The organism is Plantibacter cousiniae (nom. nud.), assembly GCF_977070315.1.
Genome location: NZ_CDRVEU010000006.1, coordinates 164920 through 184079 on the forward strand (window position 1 = coordinate 164920; position 19160 = coordinate 184079).

The following is a 19160-nucleotide window of genomic DNA, read 5'->3' on the forward strand; positions in this document are numbered from 1 at the left end:
AATTTTCATCAAGCGCAGACGTCACGGAATGCACTGAAGACCCGGCAGGACCGGACGGGATCGCGTTGTCTTTACACGCCATTCGCGCCAGGCAAGACATCCCTTGAGCTTAAGCTCCAACAGAACAGGATTACTCATGTCCTTTGCTTCCCTCGGTCTCTCCGAGGCTTTAGTCCGCGCCATCGAGGCAGCGGGCTATACCCAGCCTACCCCCGTGCAACAGCGGGCCATTCCCGCCGTGTTGCAAGGTCGCGACCTGATGGTTGCGGCACAGACCGGTACTGGTAAAACCGGTGGTTTCGCCCTCCCTATTCTGGAGCGGCTGTTTCCCAATGGTGTTCCGGACAAATCCCAGCGTCACGGCCCGCGTCAACCACGAGTTCTGGTCCTGACCCCGACCCGCGAACTGGCCGCACAGGTGCACGAGAGCTTCAAGCTCTATGCCCGCGACCTGAAATTCGTCAGCGCCTGCATCTTCGGCGGCGTCGGCATGAACCCTCAGGTTCAGGCCATGTCCCGTGGTGTGGACGTCCTGGTGGCCTGTCCTGGCCGCCTGCTCGACCTGGCCGGTCAAGGCAGTGTCGACCTGTCCCACGTCGAAATCCTGGTGCTCGATGAAGCAGACCGGATGCTCGACATGGGCTTCGTGCATGACGTCAAGAAGGTCCTCGCGCGGCTGCCGGCCAAGCGCCAGAACCTGCTGTTCTCGGCTACCTTCTCCAATGACATCACGTCGTTGGCCGGCAAGCTGCTGCACAACCCAGAGCGCATCGAAGTCACGCCGCCGAACACCACGGTCGAGCGTATCGAGCAACGGGTTTTCCGCCTGGCAGCCAACCACAAGCGTTCGCTGCTCGCGCATTTGATCACTGTCGGCGCCTGGGAACAGGTGCTGGTCTTCACCCGCACCAAGCACGGTGCCAACCGTCTGGCCGAGTACCTGGACAAGCACGGCCTCGCGGCTGTCGCGATCCACGGCAACAAGAGCCAGAACGCCCGTACCAAGGCACTGGCCGACTTCAAGGCGGGTGATGTACGCATCATGGTCGCGACCGATATCGCCGCACGCGGCCTGGATATCGATCAGTTGCCGCATGTCGTCAACTTCGAGCTGCCCAACGTCGACGAAGACTACGTTCACCGTATCGGTCGTACCGGCCGTGCCGGTCGCTCCGGTGAAGCCATTTCGCTGGTTGCGCCGGACGAAGAGAAGCTGCTCAAAAGCATCGAGCGCATGACCAAGCAGAAGATCGCCGACGGCGACCTGATGGGCTTCGACATCACAGCAGTCGAGGCTGAGAAGCCGGAAGTGCGTGAGCGTCCGGATGTTCGAAACTCGCGTGGCGCACGCCCTGCACGTGGCGATGGTGACAAGAACAACGGTGGTCGTCGCGACAAGGGCAAGGATAAAGGCAAGGAAAAACCTGCCGCTGCATCCGCTACTGGCGAACGCCCTGCAAGGCAGCCACGCGAAAAAAAACCTCGTGAGGGCACGCCTCGCAGCGAACAGCGTGCATCGCAACCCGCCATACCGCGTCCGGCAGCCGATCGTGCGCCAGACGAGTTTCGCGACGACGAAGTAGACAACTTCGGCAATCGCGCTGACTACGTCAGTCCTTATCAGGGCAAAGGTCAGAACCGTGGTCGTCGCCCTGCTGCCGCGCCTGGTGCAGCCGCACCGGCCGCTGGCGGCGCAGCTCGCCCGGCCAACCAGGGTCGTCCTGCCGGAGGCGCTCGTAACGGCTCCGGCAGCGGCGCACCAAAGCGCAACGGCTCGGGTTCATCGGCACCACGCTCGCGTGATGGTCAGCCACGTGGCCGTCGTCCGGCACGTGAAGACCAGCCTTTGCCACGTGAAGGTCAGGAGCCAGCCGCACGCGCACCACGCGACGGCCAGCCTCAGCCGAAGATCGTGCACAAGGAATCCAAGATCGACCGTTTCCCGTCTGCCGAGCAACTGGACCAGTTGCCTAGCCGCCCACGCGGTGAAAAACCGGCCCTGCTGACCCGCAACCGCGACAGCTGACAGCCACGCAATACTAAAAACGCCCCGACCTGTTCGGGGCGTTTTTGTTTGTGGGCCCGGAGGATGTTGATCATCGCTCCCACGCTCCGCGTGGTAGCGCAGCCCTGGACGCTCCGCGTCCCATCTTAAGCGGGTGGCGCAGCGCCGATCTGTGACGCAGAGCGTCACGAAATGCATGCCAACGCGGAGCATTGGCACGATAGTCATCTCAGGAAGTTTCATCGCACCCACAAAAACGCCGACCCAAGGGTCGGCGTTCTGTCGATCAAGCGTGCAATTACTTCTTCTGTACGCCTTCGAAGCTGATGTCCAGATCCAGCGTCTGCGACGTCGGGCCTGGGCCCTTGATGCCGAAGTCGTTCAGGTTCAGCGTCGAAGTACCGTTGAAGCCGGCACGGTAGCCGCCCCACGGATCCTTGCCTTCGCCGTTGAAGGTTGCCTTGATGACGATTGGCTTGGTCACGCCGTGCAGGGTCAGGTCGCCAGTGACGTCAGCCGTTTTCTCGCCAGTCGATTTGACTGCGGTGGAAACGAATTTGGCTTCCGGGTATTTGGCAACGTCCAGGAAATCCTTGCTGGAGATGTGCTTGTCGCGCTCGGCGTGGTTGGTGAACAGGCTGGCGGTTTTCAGCTCGACATTGATTTTGCTGGCTTCAGGCTTGGCAGCGTCGAAGCTGAACGTGCCGTCCCAGTCCTTGAAGGTACCGTGAATGAAGCTGTAGCCCAGGTGGCTGATCTTGAAGTCAACGAATGCGTGTTGACCTTCCTTGTCGATAACGTAGTCGGCGGCCATGGCCTGGCCAGCAGACAACAGTGCGGTACCCAGAGCCAGAGCGGCGAGAGACTTCTTCAACATGCTTTTATTCCCGTTTTGGTTGAACAATCAATTACGACCCAGCATGCGCTTGAGGGTCACATCGCGATCGATGAAGTGGTGTTTCAATGCAGCAAGACCATGGAGCCCCGCGAATATCACGATGACCCAGGCCAGATACAGGTGAATCCAGCCCGCCGTTTCTGCCTGATCAGGAAGGCCCGACACCAGCGCGGGCACATCGAACAGGCCGAATACCGGAATTCCCACGCCGTCGGCGGTGGAAATGAGATACCCGGCGAACATCACGGCAAACAGTGCGACGTACAAAAATAGATGGCCGAATGCAGCACCGATGCGCGTCAACTTACTGTAGCTGGTCAACGGCGGCGGTGGCGGACTGAGCAGACGCCAGACCACGCGGATCAGCATGATCGCAAACAGCGTGATGCCGATGCTCTTGTGCAGATCAGGGCCCGCCTTGCGCCACGTATCGTAGTAATCCAGCCCGACCATCCACAGCCCCAGCGCAAACATTCCAAACACGACAGCAGCCACACCCCAGTGCAGCACCATGCTGACCAGACCGTAGCGAGAGGATGAATTACGTAGCTGCATTACCAGTACCTTGTCAGAAGTGTTACCAGACTAGCTTTTTATCTATCGAATGAAAGCGCAAAATTTCGCTCGGACGTATCGAACAATACGATAGGTCTGGTGGGCAGTTCGTACCTCGATTCTGTTGCTTCCCTCAACACCTGAACCACTGTTCAGCAGTGTCAGGCTGTCCGCGCTGCAGCAGCATCCCGATAATTTGCCGTCAGTAACACTTTGCAATGACCATCGGCCTTTCGATGCCGATGAACGGCACGATCAGGCTTGAGCACAGGGATATAACGAATCGAGCACGCATAAAAAAAGGGATGCGGTATGAACCGCATCCCTTTCAGTCAGCCATCGGACGGTCAGTTATTGGCGTCTGCAGGCGCTGCTTCAGCAGGGGTCTTGGCGGGAGCCGGTTTGCTCTGAGCCTTTTTCGCGGCCTCTTTTTTGGCCGCTTCCTTCTTCGCAGCCTCTTTTTTAGCCGCTTCTTTCCTGGCCGCTTCCTTGCTCTGCACTTTCTTCGCAGGCTCGGCCTTGGTCGCCGGCTTCTTCGCTGGCTCGGCTTTTACCGGTGGCTTGGCAGGCTGGACAACCGGCGCAACCACGGGTGCCGGAGCAGCAGCCGGTGCAGGCGCTGGAGCAGGCTCTACAGCCTTCTCTACCGGAGCAGGGGCCGGGGCCGGTGCTTCATCACCACCGAACAGGCGCGAGAAGAAGCCTGGCTTGTCAGCCTGCGGCTTGGCAGGTTCGGCCGGCTTGTCAGAGGAACCACCGAACAGATTGCTGAAGAAATTGCCTTCGGACTTCTGCGAAGCCGGGGCCGGTGCTTTCGGCGGTGCAACCTTGACCGGTTCGAACGACTTGCCAGCGGCCAGATCCTGCACCTGACCGGCGGCACGCTGACCACTGCGCAGGGCGCCTTCCAGAGTGCCGGGGTACAAGGTGTCGGTGTGCTCGCCAGCAAAAGCTACACGCAGAATCGGCCGTTCCCACAGACGCCAGTATTTGCTGATCTGACCGGGGCCGAACGCCAGGTAAGAACCGCCAGTGGACGGATCGACGCTGTAGCGGCGGATTTCATAGCCGGTGTACGCACCGCGTGCTTCAGGGTAGAACGCATGCAGACGGATCAGCACCTGATCGACCATCTGCTTGTCGCCGAAGGCCTGCATGATGCGCGCGTTGTCGCCCGACAGGTTGATCACCACGTTGGCGCCACCTTTAAGCGCCGGCTCTACCCACAACATGCCCAGACCGGTGTTACTGAACACTTCACCGGACATGCGCGCCTTGCTGTCCCAGACCGGGGTCTTGAACTTGAGCATGATCTGGTCGCGCCAGCCGTAGTTGGTGCTCTTGATCGCGCCCATGTGCTGAGCGTCCAGCGCAGGCGTCATCTGGATCTTGCCCAGCGAACGCAACGGCACGGCCATGACCACGTAATCCGCCGTGTAGCTGGTCGCGCCAGCCTTGACGGTGACCTTGTCCTTCTCCTGGACGACTGCCGTCACCGGCGAGTTGGTCTTGACGGTCTTGAGTTGCTTGACGAACGCCTGGGTCAGCACCGCACTGCCTCCGGGCAGGCGCGCAGCACGCAAGTCACGCTCGTCGACCGAGCGATAAACCCGCGATTGCTGGGCGAGGTACAGCAACGACAGGCGCGAAGGCTCGTCGTAGCGGGTACGGATCTGCTGATTGATCAACTGACGCGCCGTAGCAGGCAGGTTCAGACGGTCCAGCCAGTTGGCGACGTTGATCTGGTCCAGCGCAAACAGCGTGCTGTTGGACGCCGGGTTTTCCGGGTCGTCAACCGAACGCGCGAGGTTGTCCAGCGTGTCGTTGTAGCGCTTGATGGCTTCGGCGGTCGCCGGCTGTTTGACGGCCAGGTCAGCCTGGGTGAAGTACACGCCGTCGATCAGGTAGCTGGGCGTGCGCACGAATTCAGGCGCGGGCACGGTCGTCAGCTTGAAGCTGTCCAGGTAGCGGTTCAGCACAGGCTGAGCCTTGGTGTTGCCGATCCACTCGCTGGTCGCCAGACCGGAGCGTCCACCCAGACTCGGCTTGGCTTCCAGCACCGTCACCTGCCAGCCTTTGGCCTGCAGTTCATAGGCGGCAGTCAAACCTGCCAGACCACCACCGACGACAATGGCGGTTCGTTGTTTTTCATCGGCGAGCGTCGAAACGCTGACCAACCCTGCCACTATCAGCGCACAGGCGCGCAGCCAACCAGAAAGCATTCGGCGAACTCCAGAAAACATAGGGAAGATAGGGCAAGTCAGCCCGACACATCGACTCGCTGCGCAGGATACGCGAGCCATCAAATAGCCGCCAGCAATGTCCATCGCCCGTTAAAACTGCATCAAAGGTTGTTCCGCAGCCGGGCATTGCATAGGCTTGCGCGATTGTTCGTCCTCGCATCAGGCGAGTCGCTACCCGGAGATTGAAAATGGGCCTCAATGACCAGTGGATGCAGCGTGACCTGAAGGTCCTGTGGCACCCCTGCACCCAGATGAAAGACCACGAAAATCTGCCGTTGATACCGATCAAGCGTGGTGAAGGCGTATGGCTTGAAGACTTCGAGGGCAAGCGTTATCTGGACGCTGTCAGCTCTTGGTGGGTCAACGTTTTCGGACACGCCAACCCGCGCATCAATCAGCGCATCAAGGATCAGGTCGACCAGCTGGAGCATGTGATCCTCGCCGGTTTCAGCCATCAGCCAGTGATCGAACTGTCCGAACGGCTGGTCAAACTCACGCCCGAGGGCCTGACCCGCTGCTTCTACGCCGATAACGGCTCGTCTTGCATCGAAGTCGCGCTGAAAATGAGCTTTCATTACTGGCTCAATCGCGGCCAGCCGGACAAGAAACGCTTCGTCACCCTGACCAACAGCTACCACGGCGAGACCATGGCGGCGATGTCGGTCGGTGACGTACCGCTGTTCACCGAAACCTACAAGGCGTTGCTGCTCGATACCATCAAAGTGCCGAGCCCCGATTGCTACCACCGCCCGGACGGCATGAGCTGGGAAGAGCATTCGCGCAACATGTTCGTCGCCATGGAGCAGACCCTTGCCGAACACCACGCCAGCGTTGCGGCGGTGATCGTCGAACCGCTGATCCAAGGCGCGGGCGGTATGCGCATGTATCACCCGATCTACCTCAAGCTGCTGCGCGACGCCTGCGACCGCTATGGCGTGCACCTGATCCACGATGAAATCGCTGTCGGTTTCGGCCGTACCGGGACCATGTTCGCCTGCGAACAGGCCGGCATCCGTCCAGATTTCCTGTGCCTGTCCAAGGCACTGACCGGTGGCTACCTGCCGCTGGCGGCCTGCCTGACCACCGATGATGTGTACGACGCGTTCTACGACGACTATCCGACCCTGCGTGCGTTCCTGCACTCGCACAGCTACACCGGCAACCCGCTGGCCTGTGCGGCGGCGCTGGCGACCCTGGATATCTTCGAGGAGGACAACGTCATCGAAAACAACAAGGCCCTGGCGCAACGCATGGCGACGGCCACCGCGCACCTGGCCGATCATCCGCATGTCGCGGAAGTGCGTCAGACCGGCATGGCCATCGCCATCGAAATGGTCCAGGACAAGGCGAGCAAAACCGCCTACCCGTGGCAGGAACGCCGCGGCATGAAAGTCTTCCAGCATGCGCTGGAGCGTGGCGCACTGCTGCGGCCACTGGGCAGCGTGGTGTATTTCCTGCCGCCGTATGTGATTACGCCGGAGCAAATCGACTTCCTCGCCGAAGTGGCCAGCGAAGGCATTGATATCGCGACACGTAGCTGCGTCAGCGTTGCCGTGCGCGAGAACTTTCATCCGGACTTCAGGGATCCGGGTTAAAGGCTGGAATTAAATGCAGCCGGACTGGCGCCTTCGCGAGCAAGCTCGCTCCCACTGGCGGGGGCCTGTCCGGGCGACCTTCATTTGCTCGCGAATGCGTCATCACAAAACGAACACCAGAACCGAGACACACCATGAGACTGTCCCGCTTTTTTACTGAAACGCCGCTGAGTCTGGGCGAGCATGAACTGCCTGAGGCCCAGGCGCATTACATCAGCCGCGTGCTGCGCATGACCGAAGGTGACGCGCTGCAACTGTTCGACGGTTCGGGCCAGGAGTTTCGCGGCACCTTGCTGGAAGTCGGCAAGAAGCGCGTGCATGTACAGCTCACCGAGAGCTTTGCCGGGCAGCAAGAGTCAGGCCTGCGCATTCACCTCGGTCAGGGCCTGTCGCGCGGCGAGCGGATGGACTGGGCCATTCAAAAGGCCACCGAACTGGGCGTCAGCGAAATTACGCCGATTGTCAGCGAACGCTGCGAAGTGCGCCTGAAGGACGAACGTGCCGAGAAGCGTCAGGCGCATTGGCAGCAGATCGCAATCAGCGCCTGCGAGCAATGTGGCCGCTCCGTGGTGCCGGTGATTCATGCGCCGATGCCGCTGGCCGAGTGGATCAAGCACACCGAGGCCGACCTGAAACTGGTCCTGCATCCGGTGGCTGAACCTCTGACCAGTCATGACAAGCCCGCCAGCCTGGCCTTTCTGATTGGTCCGGAAGGCGGTCTGAACGATGCGGAAGTCGATCAGGCGCAAGACGCCGGCTTCCACGCCGCACGCCTCGGCCCGCGCGTGCTGCGCACGGAAACCGCTCCCGTGGTCGCGCTCAGCGTGGCACAACAGCTGTGGGGCGATTTTTGATCATTTGATGCGTCCTCAAACGCGCTGCACGCTCAGAATCAGACACCGGCTCGCTCCCCACAAGGATTTGCATTTACCCAGCCATTGAGGCCTGAACCTGGCCACTTTCACAGCACATAAAAACAAATCGCCACGAAGTGCATCAAACTGCCGCCGATGACGAACAGGTGCCAGATACCGTGAAAGTGGCGGATCTGGTCGTAGGCGAAGAACAGGATGCCGACGGTATACAGCACGCCGCCTCCGGCCAGCCAGATGAACCCCGACACCCCGAGTGCAGCCAGCAGTGGCTTGACGGCCACCAGCACGATCCAGCCCATCACGGCGTAGATCACGATGGACATGATTCGCGCTTCGGAGCGCGGTTTTATCTCTTGCAGGATGCCGATCAGCGCCAGCCCCCAGACAATTCCGAACAGGGTCCAGCCCCATGCGCCGCGCAATGTCACCAGACAGAACGGGGTGTAGCTGCCGGCAATCATCAGGTAGATCGAAAAGTGGTCGACCTTCTGCATGATCGATTTCGAGCGTCCCTTGACGCTGTGGTAGACCGTCGAGACGCTGTACAGCGTCACCAGACACGCACCATAGATGGCCATGCTGACCACTTTCCAGACATCGCCATGCAGGCTGGCCATGACCAATAGCCAGATCGCACCGACGGCTGCCAGCACAGCGCCGACCAAGTGCGACCAGGCATTGAATTTTTCTCCGTAGTACATCCGCTCGATACCCTCTTGTGGCGAAAACACTGGAAACAGAGACTCCGGGTTATTGAAACAAACCGCAACACCCGTGTCAGTGACGGATATTTTAAGCAGCTATCGACGCATGAGTTGTGCACAATCAGCGCACCTCAACCATAAGCGCCACGACATGCAGATCGATGACGAACTGACGCTCAAGAAACTGGAAATATTCCTGGCCTTCATGCGCACCGGCAATCTGGCACGTGCAGCGGAGGAGCTGCAGACCAGTAACGTCAGCGTGCACCGCGCCATTCATTCGCTGGAAAGTGCGTTGCGTTGCCCGCTGTTCAAGCATGAGGGCCGCAACCTGACGCCGCTGGAAAGCGCTTATGTACTTGAAGAGCGTGCGCAGAAGCTGGTCCAGGACGTGCTCGCCACGGTGGAACTGACCCGTCAGGCGGCAGGCTTCTCAGCGGCGCGGTTTCGCTTGGGGGCGTTGTATTCGCTGACCGTCAAGACCGTGCCGCAGTTGATCATGGGCCTGAAGATCCGCCGCAGCGAGCTGAATATCGACCTGATTCTGGGCTCGAACATGGACCTGCTCTACAAGCTCAAGAACATGGAAGTCGATGCGATGCTGGTGTCACTGGATGAGAGCACCAACGACCCGGACTGCGAGCATCTGGCGCTGTTTTCCGACGACATCTTTCTCGCCGTCCCCACCGACTCGCCGTTCGCCGAACACCCTGAAGTGGACCTGGGCGATCTGCGCGAAGCGACGTTCATCACCCTGACCCAAGGCTTTGCCACACACCGCGACGGGATCCGCGTGTTCCGGCAGGCCGGTTTCGAGCCCAAGGTGGCGATGCAGGTCAATGACATCTTCACCCTGCTGAGCATGGTCAGCTCCGGCGTCGGCTATGCACTGCTGCCGGGAAGAATCGCCGCGGTCTATGAAAACCGCGTGCGCCTGATCCCGTTGCAGAGCCGCTACCGGATGCAGCAGCACATCGGCATTGTTTTTCTCAAGTCCAAACAGCGCGATCCCAACCTGCTCGCGCTGTTGGCCGAGTGCCGGATGTACACCAACCGGCTGCTGGAACAGATGACCTGACCTAGGCTCTGTACGAAAAGTCGGCGAACGAAGCATCACCGAGCGCAGCCACTTTTAGTACAGCGCCTAGCCGACGATGGCGCGCACGATGAAGTACAGCACCGATGGCCCGAGCAGGCAGCCCAGACCGGTGTGGAACGTAGCGGTCAGCGCGCCATAAGGCACCAGACGCCGGTCGGTTGCCGCCAGCCCTGCGGTAACGCCGCTGACAGTACCCGCCAGACCACCGAAAACCATCGCTGAGCGCGGATTGTCCAGCCCCATCCAGCGCGCCGCCATGGGCGTGCCGACCATCACCAGAATCGCCTTGATCAGGCCGGTGGCAATCGACAGCGCCATCACATCGGAGGTGGCACCCAGCGCAGCACCGGTCACCGGGCCGACAATGTAGGTCACCGCCCCGGCACCGATAGTGGTCATGCTGATCGCGTCCCGATAACCGAACAGCCAGGCAATGCTCGCGCCGACGATAAACGGCAGAATCGTGCCCAGCAGCAAGGCGATGGCGCCGATCAGCCCGGCCTTGCGCGCTTCGGTGGCCTGCACTTCAAAAGCCGTCGCCACGATAGCGAAGTCACGCAGCATCGCCCCGCCCATCAGGCCGATACCGGAAAACAGCGTGATATCCGCCAGCCCTTTCTGGCCGCCGGTCAAGGTGCCGCCGACCCAGGCCAGAATCAGCCCGATGACGATCGCAATGGCCGAACCATGCACCCGGCCGAACGTCAGGCGTTTGGACAGCACCACAGACACCCACATGATGATGCCGACGAAGGCGAATGCGGTGATCAGGCCGTTGTGTTCAAGTCCCTTCTCGATGAGATCCCACATATCAGCGACCTCCAGCCGGGGCGATTTCAGGCGTCAGCAGCGGCTCTTCCTTGGGTAACGGCTCGCCGCGATTGGTACGACTGATCACTGCGATGGTGCAGGCACACAGCACCACCGAACCCACAGCGGCCAACACCGCCACCGGCCCGCCCTTGAGTGCGGTTACAACGTTTTGTTGTGCGGCCATCGCCACCACCACCGGGATGTACAGCGCGCCCCAGAAACCCACGCCCATTTCGCAGTCCTTGCTCATGCCGCCGTGTTTTTCCATCCACAGGCGCGCGCAGATCAACAGGATCATGGCGATCCCGACCCCGCCCACATTGGATTTCACGCCCAGCAGAACGCCGAGCATATCGCCGAGAATCACGCCCGCAAGCGTGCAGATGGCCAGTAGTGCAACACCATAGATAATCATTGTTGTTATTCCTCTGTTTGCATTGCTGAAGTTGTTGTTTTTGTCCTTCGTAGCAGCTGCACGGCGGCTCTATGGGGTGCGGCGACCCTCCTCGCGCGACAGCGCAACCAGGCTGTCCAGGCGCGCAGCCTGAAAAGCCAGCGCGGTGCCCTGCTGGAATACTTTGCGCGCCAACCCGGTCAGCACGCTGCCGGGCGGCAATTCGATGTGCAGGCGCACACCCCGCTCCCAGGCGGTTTCCACGGTGCTGCGCCAGTCGATGATCCGACACATGTTGAACGCCAGGTCGTCACGCAGCTTCTCGGCATTGCGCACAGGTCGCGCCGTGCTGCCGCTCAGGTAACGTATCGTGGGTGCCGTTAGCGCGACCCTTGAAAAGGCCTCGGCCAGTTGTTGCGCGGGGGCGTCCAGCAAGGCGCAATGTGACGGCACGCTGACCGCAAGACGCTTGACCGCTGCTGCTCCGGCAGCCTTGGCCAGTTGACCGACCTGATGCATCGCCTCGGCGCTGCCGGAGATCACCATCTGGTTGTCGGCGTTGATATTGGCGAGAAATACCGGTGCCTTCGCGCTGTGTACCTGCGCGATCAGCGCTTCTACCTGCGTCTGGTCCAGACCGACGAGCGCGGTCATGCCGTAACCCTGCGGCCAGGCGCTTTGCATCAGCTCGCCACGCAGCGCGACCAGGCGCACGGCGTCGTCAAAAGCCAGCGCTCCCGAAATCACTGCTGCCGGATAAGCGCCGATGGACAGCCCTGCCAGGTAGTCCGGCACACACTCACGCGCCTGCAGCACGCGCGCGCATGCGACGCCAGCGATCAGCAAGCAAAGCTGAACGGCACGGCTGGCTTGCAGTGCATCGGCGGTGTCCAGCGCAAGCACGTCTTCGCCCAGTGCATCGGCCGCCTCCTGCAGGCAGTCGCGCACCGCAGCATCGTCCGGCAACTGATGCAGCATGCCGGCTTGCTGCGCGCCCTGGCCGGGAAATACCCACAGGCTGCTCATGCGCACACCTGCCCCAGGTGCCATGGGTCTGCAACCAGCCGCGCGCCGCTGGCGGTCTTGAGCAGCACCCGCCCCGTTGGCCGCGCCCACTCACGCAGCGCCACGGCACCCTGCTCGAGTTGCAGCTGGACGTCGACCCGGCAGACCGAGGTTTCCAACGCCTCGACCAGCTCGGCGGCGCAGCGGCGACTCAGGCGCCCCGGGGTGCGCAGAATCAGGTCCAGATCGCTGTCCTGATGCAACGCCGCAATACCGCTGGCCAGCTCGAATCCGGCACTGCCGCCGACGCCCCAGTCCAGCTCCAGCGCCTCCATGACCGGACGGATCTGGCGCAACGCCTGCAACGCCGGCCATTGCTGAAGGCTCTCGGTCGGGGCTTCGATCAACTGCTCGGGCATGACCCTTCGGCAGACGTCGGCCAACGACATGCTTGCGGCATAGCGTTGCTCCCGACCGCGACCGCGCAAGCCCACCGCCACCTGCCCGGCGGGCATTGCCTGACGCCGGACCACCACCGGTTGCCCGGCCAGCACGGCCTCGACCGCCCATTTGGGCGCGTCGTCAGGCAACGCAGACAGCGGCATGCCCCACAACAAATCATGGGGCAGCACTGCGCCAGTGTTGCTGATCACCATTGCGCCCGCAGCAACTGACGCACATTGGCCGACGCCGCACGGTTGCTCGCACCCAGACGGCTGCTCAGATCGACGCCGCGGGCCTGCACGTCCTTGATCGCACTGCTCAGCACGTTGCGCACCTGAATCAGGTCATCTGCAGCGGGCTGTTCGATCTGGCTGACCGCCAGGGTTTCCCACAGCAGACCGAGACTGGCGTAACTGTCGATGTCGTAAGCCATCGGCGGGATGCTGGCGGCGAGCTTTTCCAGGTCCTCGACGCTGCGCAGGGTTACGCGGGCTGCCGAGGCTTTGCCCATCGCATGCACCATCACGCCGGGATCACGCAGCGCGATCAATCGATTGGCCTGATAGCCGTGGGCCAGGAATGCGCCGGACATGGCTTTGCCCACCAATAGACCGATCACCGGATGTCCCGCCAGACGCGCTCGCGCGTAACTGTCCACAGCTCCGGCCAATGCCTGATGGATACCGAGCGCCTCCTCGCGACGCCCGTAGGCCTGGCTCGGCACGTCGACGATGGCAATCAATGCACGTTTTTCGGCGCGGTCGCGATCCTGCTCGATGGCCTCTTCCACCGCCTTGGCCAGGCCCCAGCCTTCCAGCAGGCCGACTTCGCCCTGACGCGCCCGGGGAAAGCGGTTGTCGGTATCGGCAATCACTGCAACAAAACGCACCGCCTGCTCGCCGAGAAAACCGTCGGCGACCTTGAGTGAGGCAGGCAGGCCAGTGACTTCACGGGCGCCTGCGCTCAAGGCGTTGAACCAGTTCAAACCCCGCTGTGAATGACTCATGACCGGGCTCCTTGATAGAGGGTACGCACGCTTTGCGGATCAATTTGCGGCTCAGTGTCGAGGCTTGCCAGTCGCTGCAGGAACAGTGGGTACTGACTGCTGCGATGCATGTCGGGCACGCCCTGTTTGAGCCAGCCGCTGACCTGCTGGCGGACATCGGCGACATCATCGGCAGCAAAACCATCCACCAGAGCGCTGGCAAAGCGTTGCTCGCCACCGGTCAGGCTCCAGATGAACGGACGGTCGCGGGAGTCGTATTCTTCGATGCCGGCTTCCTGCTCGATCACCTGCGGACCGTTCAGGCCCAGACGTGCTTCCTGAGTCACCAGCAGGTAACTGCACAGCCCTGCGGCGATGGACATCCCGCCAAAGCAGCCGACGCTGCCTGCCACCACACCGATCACCGGCTGGTACTGACGCAGATCGACTATCGCGGCATGAATCTCGGCAATCGCGGCCAGGCCCAGATTGGCTTCCTGCAAACGCACACCACCGGTTTCCAGCAGCAAGATAGCAGCGGTGGGAATGCCGTTGCGGTTGTCTTCGGCAGCCAGTTCCAGCGCGCCGGCCATTTTCGCGCCGCCGACTTCGCCCATGCTGCCGCCCTGAAACGAGCCTTCGATGGCGGCGATGACCACTGGCCGACCATCGACAGTGCCTTTGGCGACCACCACGCCGTCATCCGCCTGAGGCACCACGCCCTGCATGGCCAGCCACGGCGACATGACCCGATCGAACGGCCCCAGCAGTTCGCGGAAGCTGCCTGCATCCAGCAAGGCGCGGGCGCGCTGTCGGGCACCCAATTCGATGAAACTGTGCTGATTCAGCAAACGTGCGCTATCAGTCATGACCGATCTCCTCGAAGCCTTGCTCCAGGCGCAAACGCACGACGCCGGGCGTCGCGCCGAAGTCATGAATATCGATGCTCAGCGCAGGCGGGGTCTGCCCCTCGAACATGCGCTCGAACAGGTGTTGCCAGCGGAGCGAGGCACCGTTGACCGACGTCACCACCTGAATCGACAAGGTGCCCGGTTTACCGGGTTCCAGCAGCACCTCCAGATCACCGGAGCCCACCACACCCACCAGCGCACGGCCCTTGGGCGGCTGTCCGGCAGGAAATTCAAAAGACAGGGTTTCCATTTCAGGCACTCCTCGAAACAGGGCCGAGCGCAGGCTCAAGGCCATCGATGAACAGGCAGGCAGCCAGCAGATCCGCCGCGCCACCGGGCGAAGCATTGAGGGCCAGCAAGTGCTGATCAAGCTCGTTCAGTGCGCGGCGGCCCGCCAGACTGGCGCTGCCTCCGGCGTCGAGCACGCGCTGTGCCCCGTGCTGCATGGCATTCAGCCCTTCGATGCCGGCGCGATGCAGCACACAGGTGTCGTCCAGCGTAGTCATGATCGCCAACAGCGCATCCAACCGAGCGTTCTGCTCGCCGCTGCCTGCCGCACGGCTGCGTTGCAGTTGTGGCAAGGCGAACAGCCTGACCGCCGGGAACCCTTGCTGCGCCTGCTCTCTGGCGCCCATGACGCCGTAACGACGAACTACCTGATCACCGTGGCTATTCTGCGTGAGCACCTGGCGGTCCTTGATCTGGGCCAAAGCGGCAGCGCGCGCGCAGATGGCATCGGGCGCACAATCCCGAGCCTCCAGCGCGGCAGCGGTCACCAGCAGACCCAGCGCCCAGATCGCGCCGCGATGCGTATTCACCCCGCTGGTGGTGCGTAGCATGGTGGCTTCGCCTTCACGGCCAAGCCTGCCCAGTGCCTCACGCAATGGCCGGTCCACAACAGCGAACTGCGTGGCGGCGTCAGCCATCAACTTGAAAGTCGGCCACAATGACAGCGCCGAGGAATGCATCAGCCCCAGGTGCAAATCGCTGTGCGCGCCGCTGCCACGCCGGTCCACCAGGGCCGGTTTAGGCGACAGGTCGGCTTCGTCGATCAAGGCGTCGACGGCCAGATCGGCCAGTCGTACTGCCAGCGAGGCCGATTGCGGTGCCAATTGAAGTGCACTCATTACCAGCTCCTGAATTTGGCAGGCGGGTTGTAGAGGCCACCGGACCACTGAACCAGGTCGGCAATGCTCTTGGCGGCGAGCAGTTCACGACTGGCGTCGGTGCGGCGAATGCCGAGGTCTTCGGGCAGCGCGATCAGCCCTTCACGGCGCATGCGCGCGGTGTCCTTGGGGTTGTGGCGCAAACCGATCACAGTCACGCCCGCCACTGCCGCGATCATCGCCTGGCGTTCCTCAAGGCTGCGCGCCTTGTAGAGATAGGCGATGCCTTCTTCGGTCAGCAGGTGGGTCACGTCGTCGCCGTAGATCATGATCGGCGCCAGCGGCATGCCGCTTTTCTTCGCCACTTCGACCGCGTCCAGGGTTTCGACGAAGGTCGGTTTGCCGCCTTCCTGAAACGTTTCGACCATCTGCACCACCAACTTCTTGCCGCGCTCCAGGTAGGCAGCCGGGCCGTCATCGTGCTGCTGACGCATATCGAGCCAGGCGGGCGTGGCGTGACGCCGGCCGCGTGGGTCATGGCCCATGTTCGGCGCGCCACCAAAGCCGGCCAGACGACCACGGGTGACTGTCGAGGAGTGCCCGTCGCCATCGACCTGCAGGGTTGCGCCGATGAACAGGTCCACGGCGTATTGCCCGGCCAGCTGGCAGAGCTGGCGGTTGGAACGCAGCGAGCCATCGCGTCCGGTGAAGAACACATCCGGGCGGGCAGCAATGTAGTTCTCCATGCCAAGCTCGGTGCCGAAACAATGCACGCTCTCGACCCAGCCGCTTTCGATGGCCGGGATCAGCGTCGGGTGCGGATTGAGTGTCCAGTTGCGGCAGATCTTGCCCTTCAGGCCCAGCGACTCGCCGTAGGTCGGCAGAATCAGCTCAATGGCGGCGGTATTGAAACCGATGCCGTGGTTCAGCGACTGGACATTGTGTTTCTCGTAGATGCCGCGAATCGCCATCATTGCCATCAGCACATGCACCGGCTTGATGTGGCGCGGATCGCGGGTGAACAGCGGCTCGATGTAGAACGGCTTGTCGGCCACCACCACAAAATCGACCCACGAGGCCGGGATATCCACCCGTGGCAGCTCGCTGACGTCATCGACCAGCTGATTGACCTGGACGATAACGATGCCGTCGCTGAATGCCGCCGGTTCGATGAGTGCGGGGGTGTCTTCGGTACTGGGCCCGGTGTAGATGTTGCCGGCGCGGTCGGCCATGAAGCCTGCCGCCAGCACCACGTTGGGGATGAGGTCCACCACCAGCCGTGAATAGAGTTCGATGTAGGTGTGGATCGCGCCGATTTCCAGCAGGCCGTCTTCAAGCAACTGACTGATGCGCAGGCTTTGCGTGCCGGCAAACGAGAAGTCCAGCTTGCGCGCGATGCCTTGTTCGAACAGGTCAAGGTGCTCGGCGCGGCCGACGCTCGGCATGATCATGTGCAGGTCATGCACCTTGCCCGGATCGACTTTGGCCAGCGCGCGGGAGAGGAAGTCCGCCTGCTTCTGATTGTTGCCTTCAAGCACCACGCGGTCGCCGGAAACCAGCAGGGCCTCCAGCGCGGCGACGATATTGCCGGTCGGCAACACCACACCATCGGCCAACGCCCGCACTTGCTCCAGACGCCGCTGCTTCTCGCTGCGACGACGTGTCCAGCGTGCGTCGGGGGAAGTTGTTGTTGTCATGATCGCTCCACGATTTTGCTGTCGTCGGCCACCTTAGGAGCGATAGCGGTTGGGCATCAATCAAGCAGCGCGTCGAATCATTACGGCTGGAGTAACGATAGGGAAACGGACGTTTCGCCGGGTGCGTCGTCGCGCATGCAACATGCTCGAAACGCCCGGCTGGTAATTGCGTAGGACCGGTCTTTAAAGGGCTCGGGGTGCTATCGGAATCCGTGTTTGCGCCTAGCCTTGAGGTTTTCCGTAACCCAGAGGCAGTAGCGCGATGTCATTTATAGTCAGGGAAGGCGATCTCACTACCACCGGCGGCTTCGTGCTGGCCGCATCGGCAAGCGAAGTCATCGAACTGCGTCGTGTGGCGCGCATGGGTGACCCGGTGTGGTGCCCGGCCTGCAGGCAGATTGGCTTCATCGCCCAGGGAAACCCCACCTACATCGACGAACTTGTGGCGGTCGCTACTCAGGGTCATGAGGTGCAGTGTGGCTGCGCACCCGGCAGCAACACGCTGACCACCTCGCAGGAGCACGTCCGGGCCGACATGGACGCGACCATCGCCATCCCCGAAGAACTGGCCTCGACAGCGCGACTCTATGCCGAACATCTGGCGCGCTCATTGAGAGACGGCAGCTATACGCCCGAAGTACTCAGGCCTCTTTCGCAGCCATGTTGAGTTGCGAATCTCGTGCCCATGCTCCGTATTCAGCATACACATGCTTTGTGGGAGTGAGCTTGCTCACGAATGCGCTGGTTTAAACGCCCTGCTTTCGGGGTCTGTACCGGCCCCTTCGCGAGCACGCCCGCTCCCACATGACTTGCGTTTCAACTATAGCGCCAAGGCTCCGTATAGGTATGCCCATCACGGATGGGCGTTGGTCTCGAGCAAGTGATGCAGTTCCATGAACTGCTGCGTCAGTTTGTGCCGTGGGTCGAGGTGGATCAGCGGCAGGTTGGCCTGATGCGACTCGCGCATTTTTACCGAGGCGTTGAGATAGACCGGCAGCACCGGCAGGCCTTCGGCAATCAGTTCGTCGAGCATCTGCTGCGGCAGGCTGGCTCTGGGCTGGAACTGGTTGACGATGATGCCTTCAACCTGGAGATCTTCGTTGTGGTCCTCTTTCAACTCCTCGATCTCGCGCATCAGCCCATACAGCGCCTGTCGCGAGAAGCTGTCGCAGTCGAAAGGGATCAGCACCCGATCAGAGGCGATCAACGCCGAAACCGCATAAAAATTCAGTGCTGGCGGCGTATCCAGATAGATACGCTCGTAATCTTCGCTCAATTCGTCGAGCAGTTTGCGCAGCTTGTTGATCTTGTGCTTGGCCTCGAGCTTGGGCTGCAGGTCAGCAAGCTCTGCAGTCGCCGTGATCACGTGCAGGTTGTCGAACGGTGTTTCGTAGATATCGACATGGTTCTTTTTGGCGACCGGTGAGCCGGACAGCGTGTTCTTGAAGAACTCGGCAATCCCCATCGGAATGTCCTGACCGGTCAGGCCGGTGAGGTACTGAGTCGAGTTGGCCTGGGCATCGAGATCGATCAATAACGTCCGATAGCCTTCGTGAGCGCTGACTGCAGCCAGATTGCAGGCGATGCTCGATTTGCCGACACCGCCCTTCTGATTGAATACCACGCGACGCATGCTTTGGATTCCTTGAAAGATGAAGAAACAGCAGGAGTGGCCGATAACGACCGTAAGAGGAAATCGAGTCTAGACAGTGCATGTGACAACGGTGAGCTTAACGCAAAACAGTTGCTGGCCGGTTGTCATACAGAAAAACGACTTCAACCTTAAAATACACGCCTGTAAACGGTTTTTATGTAACAAATTTGCTAGTAA

19 protein-coding genes are annotated in these 19160 nt (G+C 61.4%); 5 read left to right on the forward strand and 14 right to left on the reverse strand.

Features of this window, described 5'->3' with window-relative positions; genetic code table 11:
* Positions 1–136: 136 nt before the first annotated feature.
* Positions 137–2026: an RNA helicase RhlE2 gene (rhlE2, locus tag ACW55A_RS13760; RefSeq protein WP_003366109.1), complete on the forward strand. Its 1890-nt coding sequence runs from the start codon at positions 137–139 to the stop codon at positions 2024–2026.
* 277 nt (positions 2027–2303) lie between these two features.
* On the opposite strand, the gene ACW55A_RS13765 is transcribed toward rhlE2, so the two are convergent.
* From ACW55A_RS13765 to ACW55A_RS13775, 3 genes are all read right to left on the reverse strand, one after another.
* Complete coding sequence (locus ACW55A_RS13765) at positions 2304–2882, reverse strand: YceI family protein (RefSeq protein WP_002551707.1); 579 nt, start codon at positions 2880–2882, stop codon at positions 2304–2306.
* Between the two features lie 27 nt (positions 2883–2909).
* Positions 2910–3458, reverse strand: a complete 549-nt coding sequence (locus ACW55A_RS13770; RefSeq protein WP_002551706.1) for a cytochrome b — start codon at positions 3456–3458, stop codon at positions 2910–2912.
* 347 nt (positions 3459–3805) lie between these two features.
* Positions 3806–5680 carry a flavin monoamine oxidase family protein gene (locus ACW55A_RS13775; RefSeq protein ID WP_003432088.1) on the reverse strand — a complete coding sequence of 625 codons (1875 nt, stop codon included), beginning with the start codon at positions 5678–5680 and terminating at the stop codon, positions 3806–3808.
* A 209-nt stretch (positions 5681–5889) separates the two neighbouring features.
* On the opposite strand from ACW55A_RS13775, the gene ACW55A_RS13780 reads away from it, so the two are divergent.
* Positions 5890–7296, forward strand: a complete 1407-nt coding sequence (locus ACW55A_RS13780) for an adenosylmethionine--8-amino-7-oxononanoate transaminase (RefSeq protein WP_455808265.1) — start codon at positions 5890–5892, stop codon at positions 7294–7296.
* 134 nt (positions 7297–7430) lie between these two features.
* The gene (locus ACW55A_RS13785) at positions 7431–8150 is read left to right on the forward strand and encodes a 16S rRNA (uracil(1498)-N(3))-methyltransferase (protein ID WP_003366101.1); all 720 of its coding nucleotides are present in this window, start codon (positions 7431–7433) and stop codon (positions 8148–8150) included.
* Positions 8151–8257: 107 nt separating this feature from the next.
* On the opposite strand, the gene trhA is transcribed toward ACW55A_RS13785, so the two are convergent.
* A complete protein-coding gene (gene trhA, locus ACW55A_RS13790; RefSeq protein ID WP_498811342.1) occupies positions 8258–8902 on the reverse strand; it encodes a PAQR family membrane homeostasis protein in 645 nt (214 codons plus the stop codon).
* 79 nt (positions 8903–8981) lie between these two features.
* On the opposite strand from trhA, the gene ACW55A_RS13795 reads away from it, so the two are divergent.
* Positions 8982–9953, forward strand: coding sequence for a LysR family transcriptional regulator (locus ACW55A_RS13795; RefSeq protein WP_498811343.1), 972 nt, complete (start codon positions 8982–8984; stop codon positions 9951–9953).
* A gap of 66 nt (positions 9954–10019) precedes the next feature.
* Here the strand turns inward: ACW55A_RS13795 and madM are convergent, their stop codons facing one another.
* The 9 genes from madM to mdcA form a co-directional block, all read right to left on the reverse strand.
* On the reverse strand, positions 10020–10784 hold the full coding sequence (madM, locus tag ACW55A_RS13800) for a malonate transporter subunit MadM (protein WP_003366094.1): 765 nt from the start codon (positions 10782–10784) through the stop codon (positions 10020–10022).
* Position 10785: 1 nt separating this feature from the next.
* The gene (madL, locus tag ACW55A_RS13805; protein WP_003366092.1) at positions 10786–11202 is read right to left on the reverse strand and encodes a malonate transporter subunit MadL; all 417 of its coding nucleotides are present in this window, start codon (positions 11200–11202) and stop codon (positions 10786–10788) included.
* 69 nt (positions 11203–11271) lie between these two features.
* Positions 11272–12207 carry a malonate decarboxylase subunit epsilon gene (mdcH, locus tag ACW55A_RS13810; RefSeq protein WP_455808266.1) on the reverse strand — a complete coding sequence of 312 codons (936 nt, stop codon included), beginning with the start codon at positions 12205–12207 and terminating at the stop codon, positions 11272–11274.
* Positions 12204–12839, reverse strand: a complete 636-nt coding sequence (locus tag ACW55A_RS13815) for a malonate decarboxylase holo-ACP synthase (protein WP_498811344.1) — start codon at positions 12837–12839, stop codon at positions 12204–12206. Before ACW55A_RS13815 ends, mdcH begins: the two co-directional genes overlap by 4 nt.
* Entirely contained in the window at positions 12836–13636 is an 801-nt protein-coding gene (mdcE, locus tag ACW55A_RS13820; RefSeq protein ID WP_455808267.1) for a biotin-independent malonate decarboxylase subunit gamma, read from the reverse strand. Before mdcE ends, ACW55A_RS13815 begins: the two co-directional genes overlap by 4 nt.
* Positions 13633–14484 (reverse strand): biotin-independent malonate decarboxylase subunit beta, encoded by an 852-nt coding sequence (locus ACW55A_RS13825; RefSeq protein ID WP_003366085.1) that lies wholly within the window; start codon positions 14482–14484, stop codon positions 13633–13635. The genes mdcE and ACW55A_RS13825 overlap by 4 nt, the downstream gene beginning before the upstream one ends.
* On the reverse strand, positions 14477–14776 hold the full coding sequence (locus tag ACW55A_RS13830) for a malonate decarboxylase subunit delta (protein ID WP_003414308.1): 300 nt from the start codon (positions 14774–14776) through the stop codon (positions 14477–14479). The genes ACW55A_RS13825 and ACW55A_RS13830 overlap by 8 nt, the downstream gene beginning before the upstream one ends.
* A 1-nt stretch (position 14777) precedes the next feature.
* Positions 14778–15653: a triphosphoribosyl-dephospho-CoA synthase gene (locus tag ACW55A_RS13835; RefSeq protein WP_003432101.1), complete on the reverse strand. Its 876-nt coding sequence runs from the start codon at positions 15651–15653 to the stop codon at positions 14778–14780.
* On the reverse strand, positions 15653–17329 hold the full coding sequence (mdcA, locus tag ACW55A_RS13840; protein WP_003432104.1) for a malonate decarboxylase subunit alpha: 1677 nt from the start codon (positions 17327–17329) through the stop codon (positions 15653–15655). Before mdcA ends, ACW55A_RS13835 begins: the two co-directional genes overlap by 1 nt.
* A gap of 262 nt (positions 17330–17591) precedes the next feature.
* Between mdcA and ACW55A_RS13845 the strand changes: the two genes are divergently transcribed.
* A complete protein-coding gene (locus ACW55A_RS13845) occupies positions 17592–17996 on the forward strand; it encodes a PAAR domain-containing protein (protein WP_455808268.1) in 405 nt (134 codons plus the stop codon).
* Between the two features lie 186 nt (positions 17997–18182).
* Here the strand turns inward: ACW55A_RS13845 and ACW55A_RS13850 are convergent, their stop codons facing one another.
* Positions 18183–18962: a ParA family protein gene (locus ACW55A_RS13850; RefSeq protein WP_003432106.1), complete on the reverse strand. Its 780-nt coding sequence runs from the start codon at positions 18960–18962 to the stop codon at positions 18183–18185.
* Positions 18963–19160 lie beyond the last annotated feature (198 nt).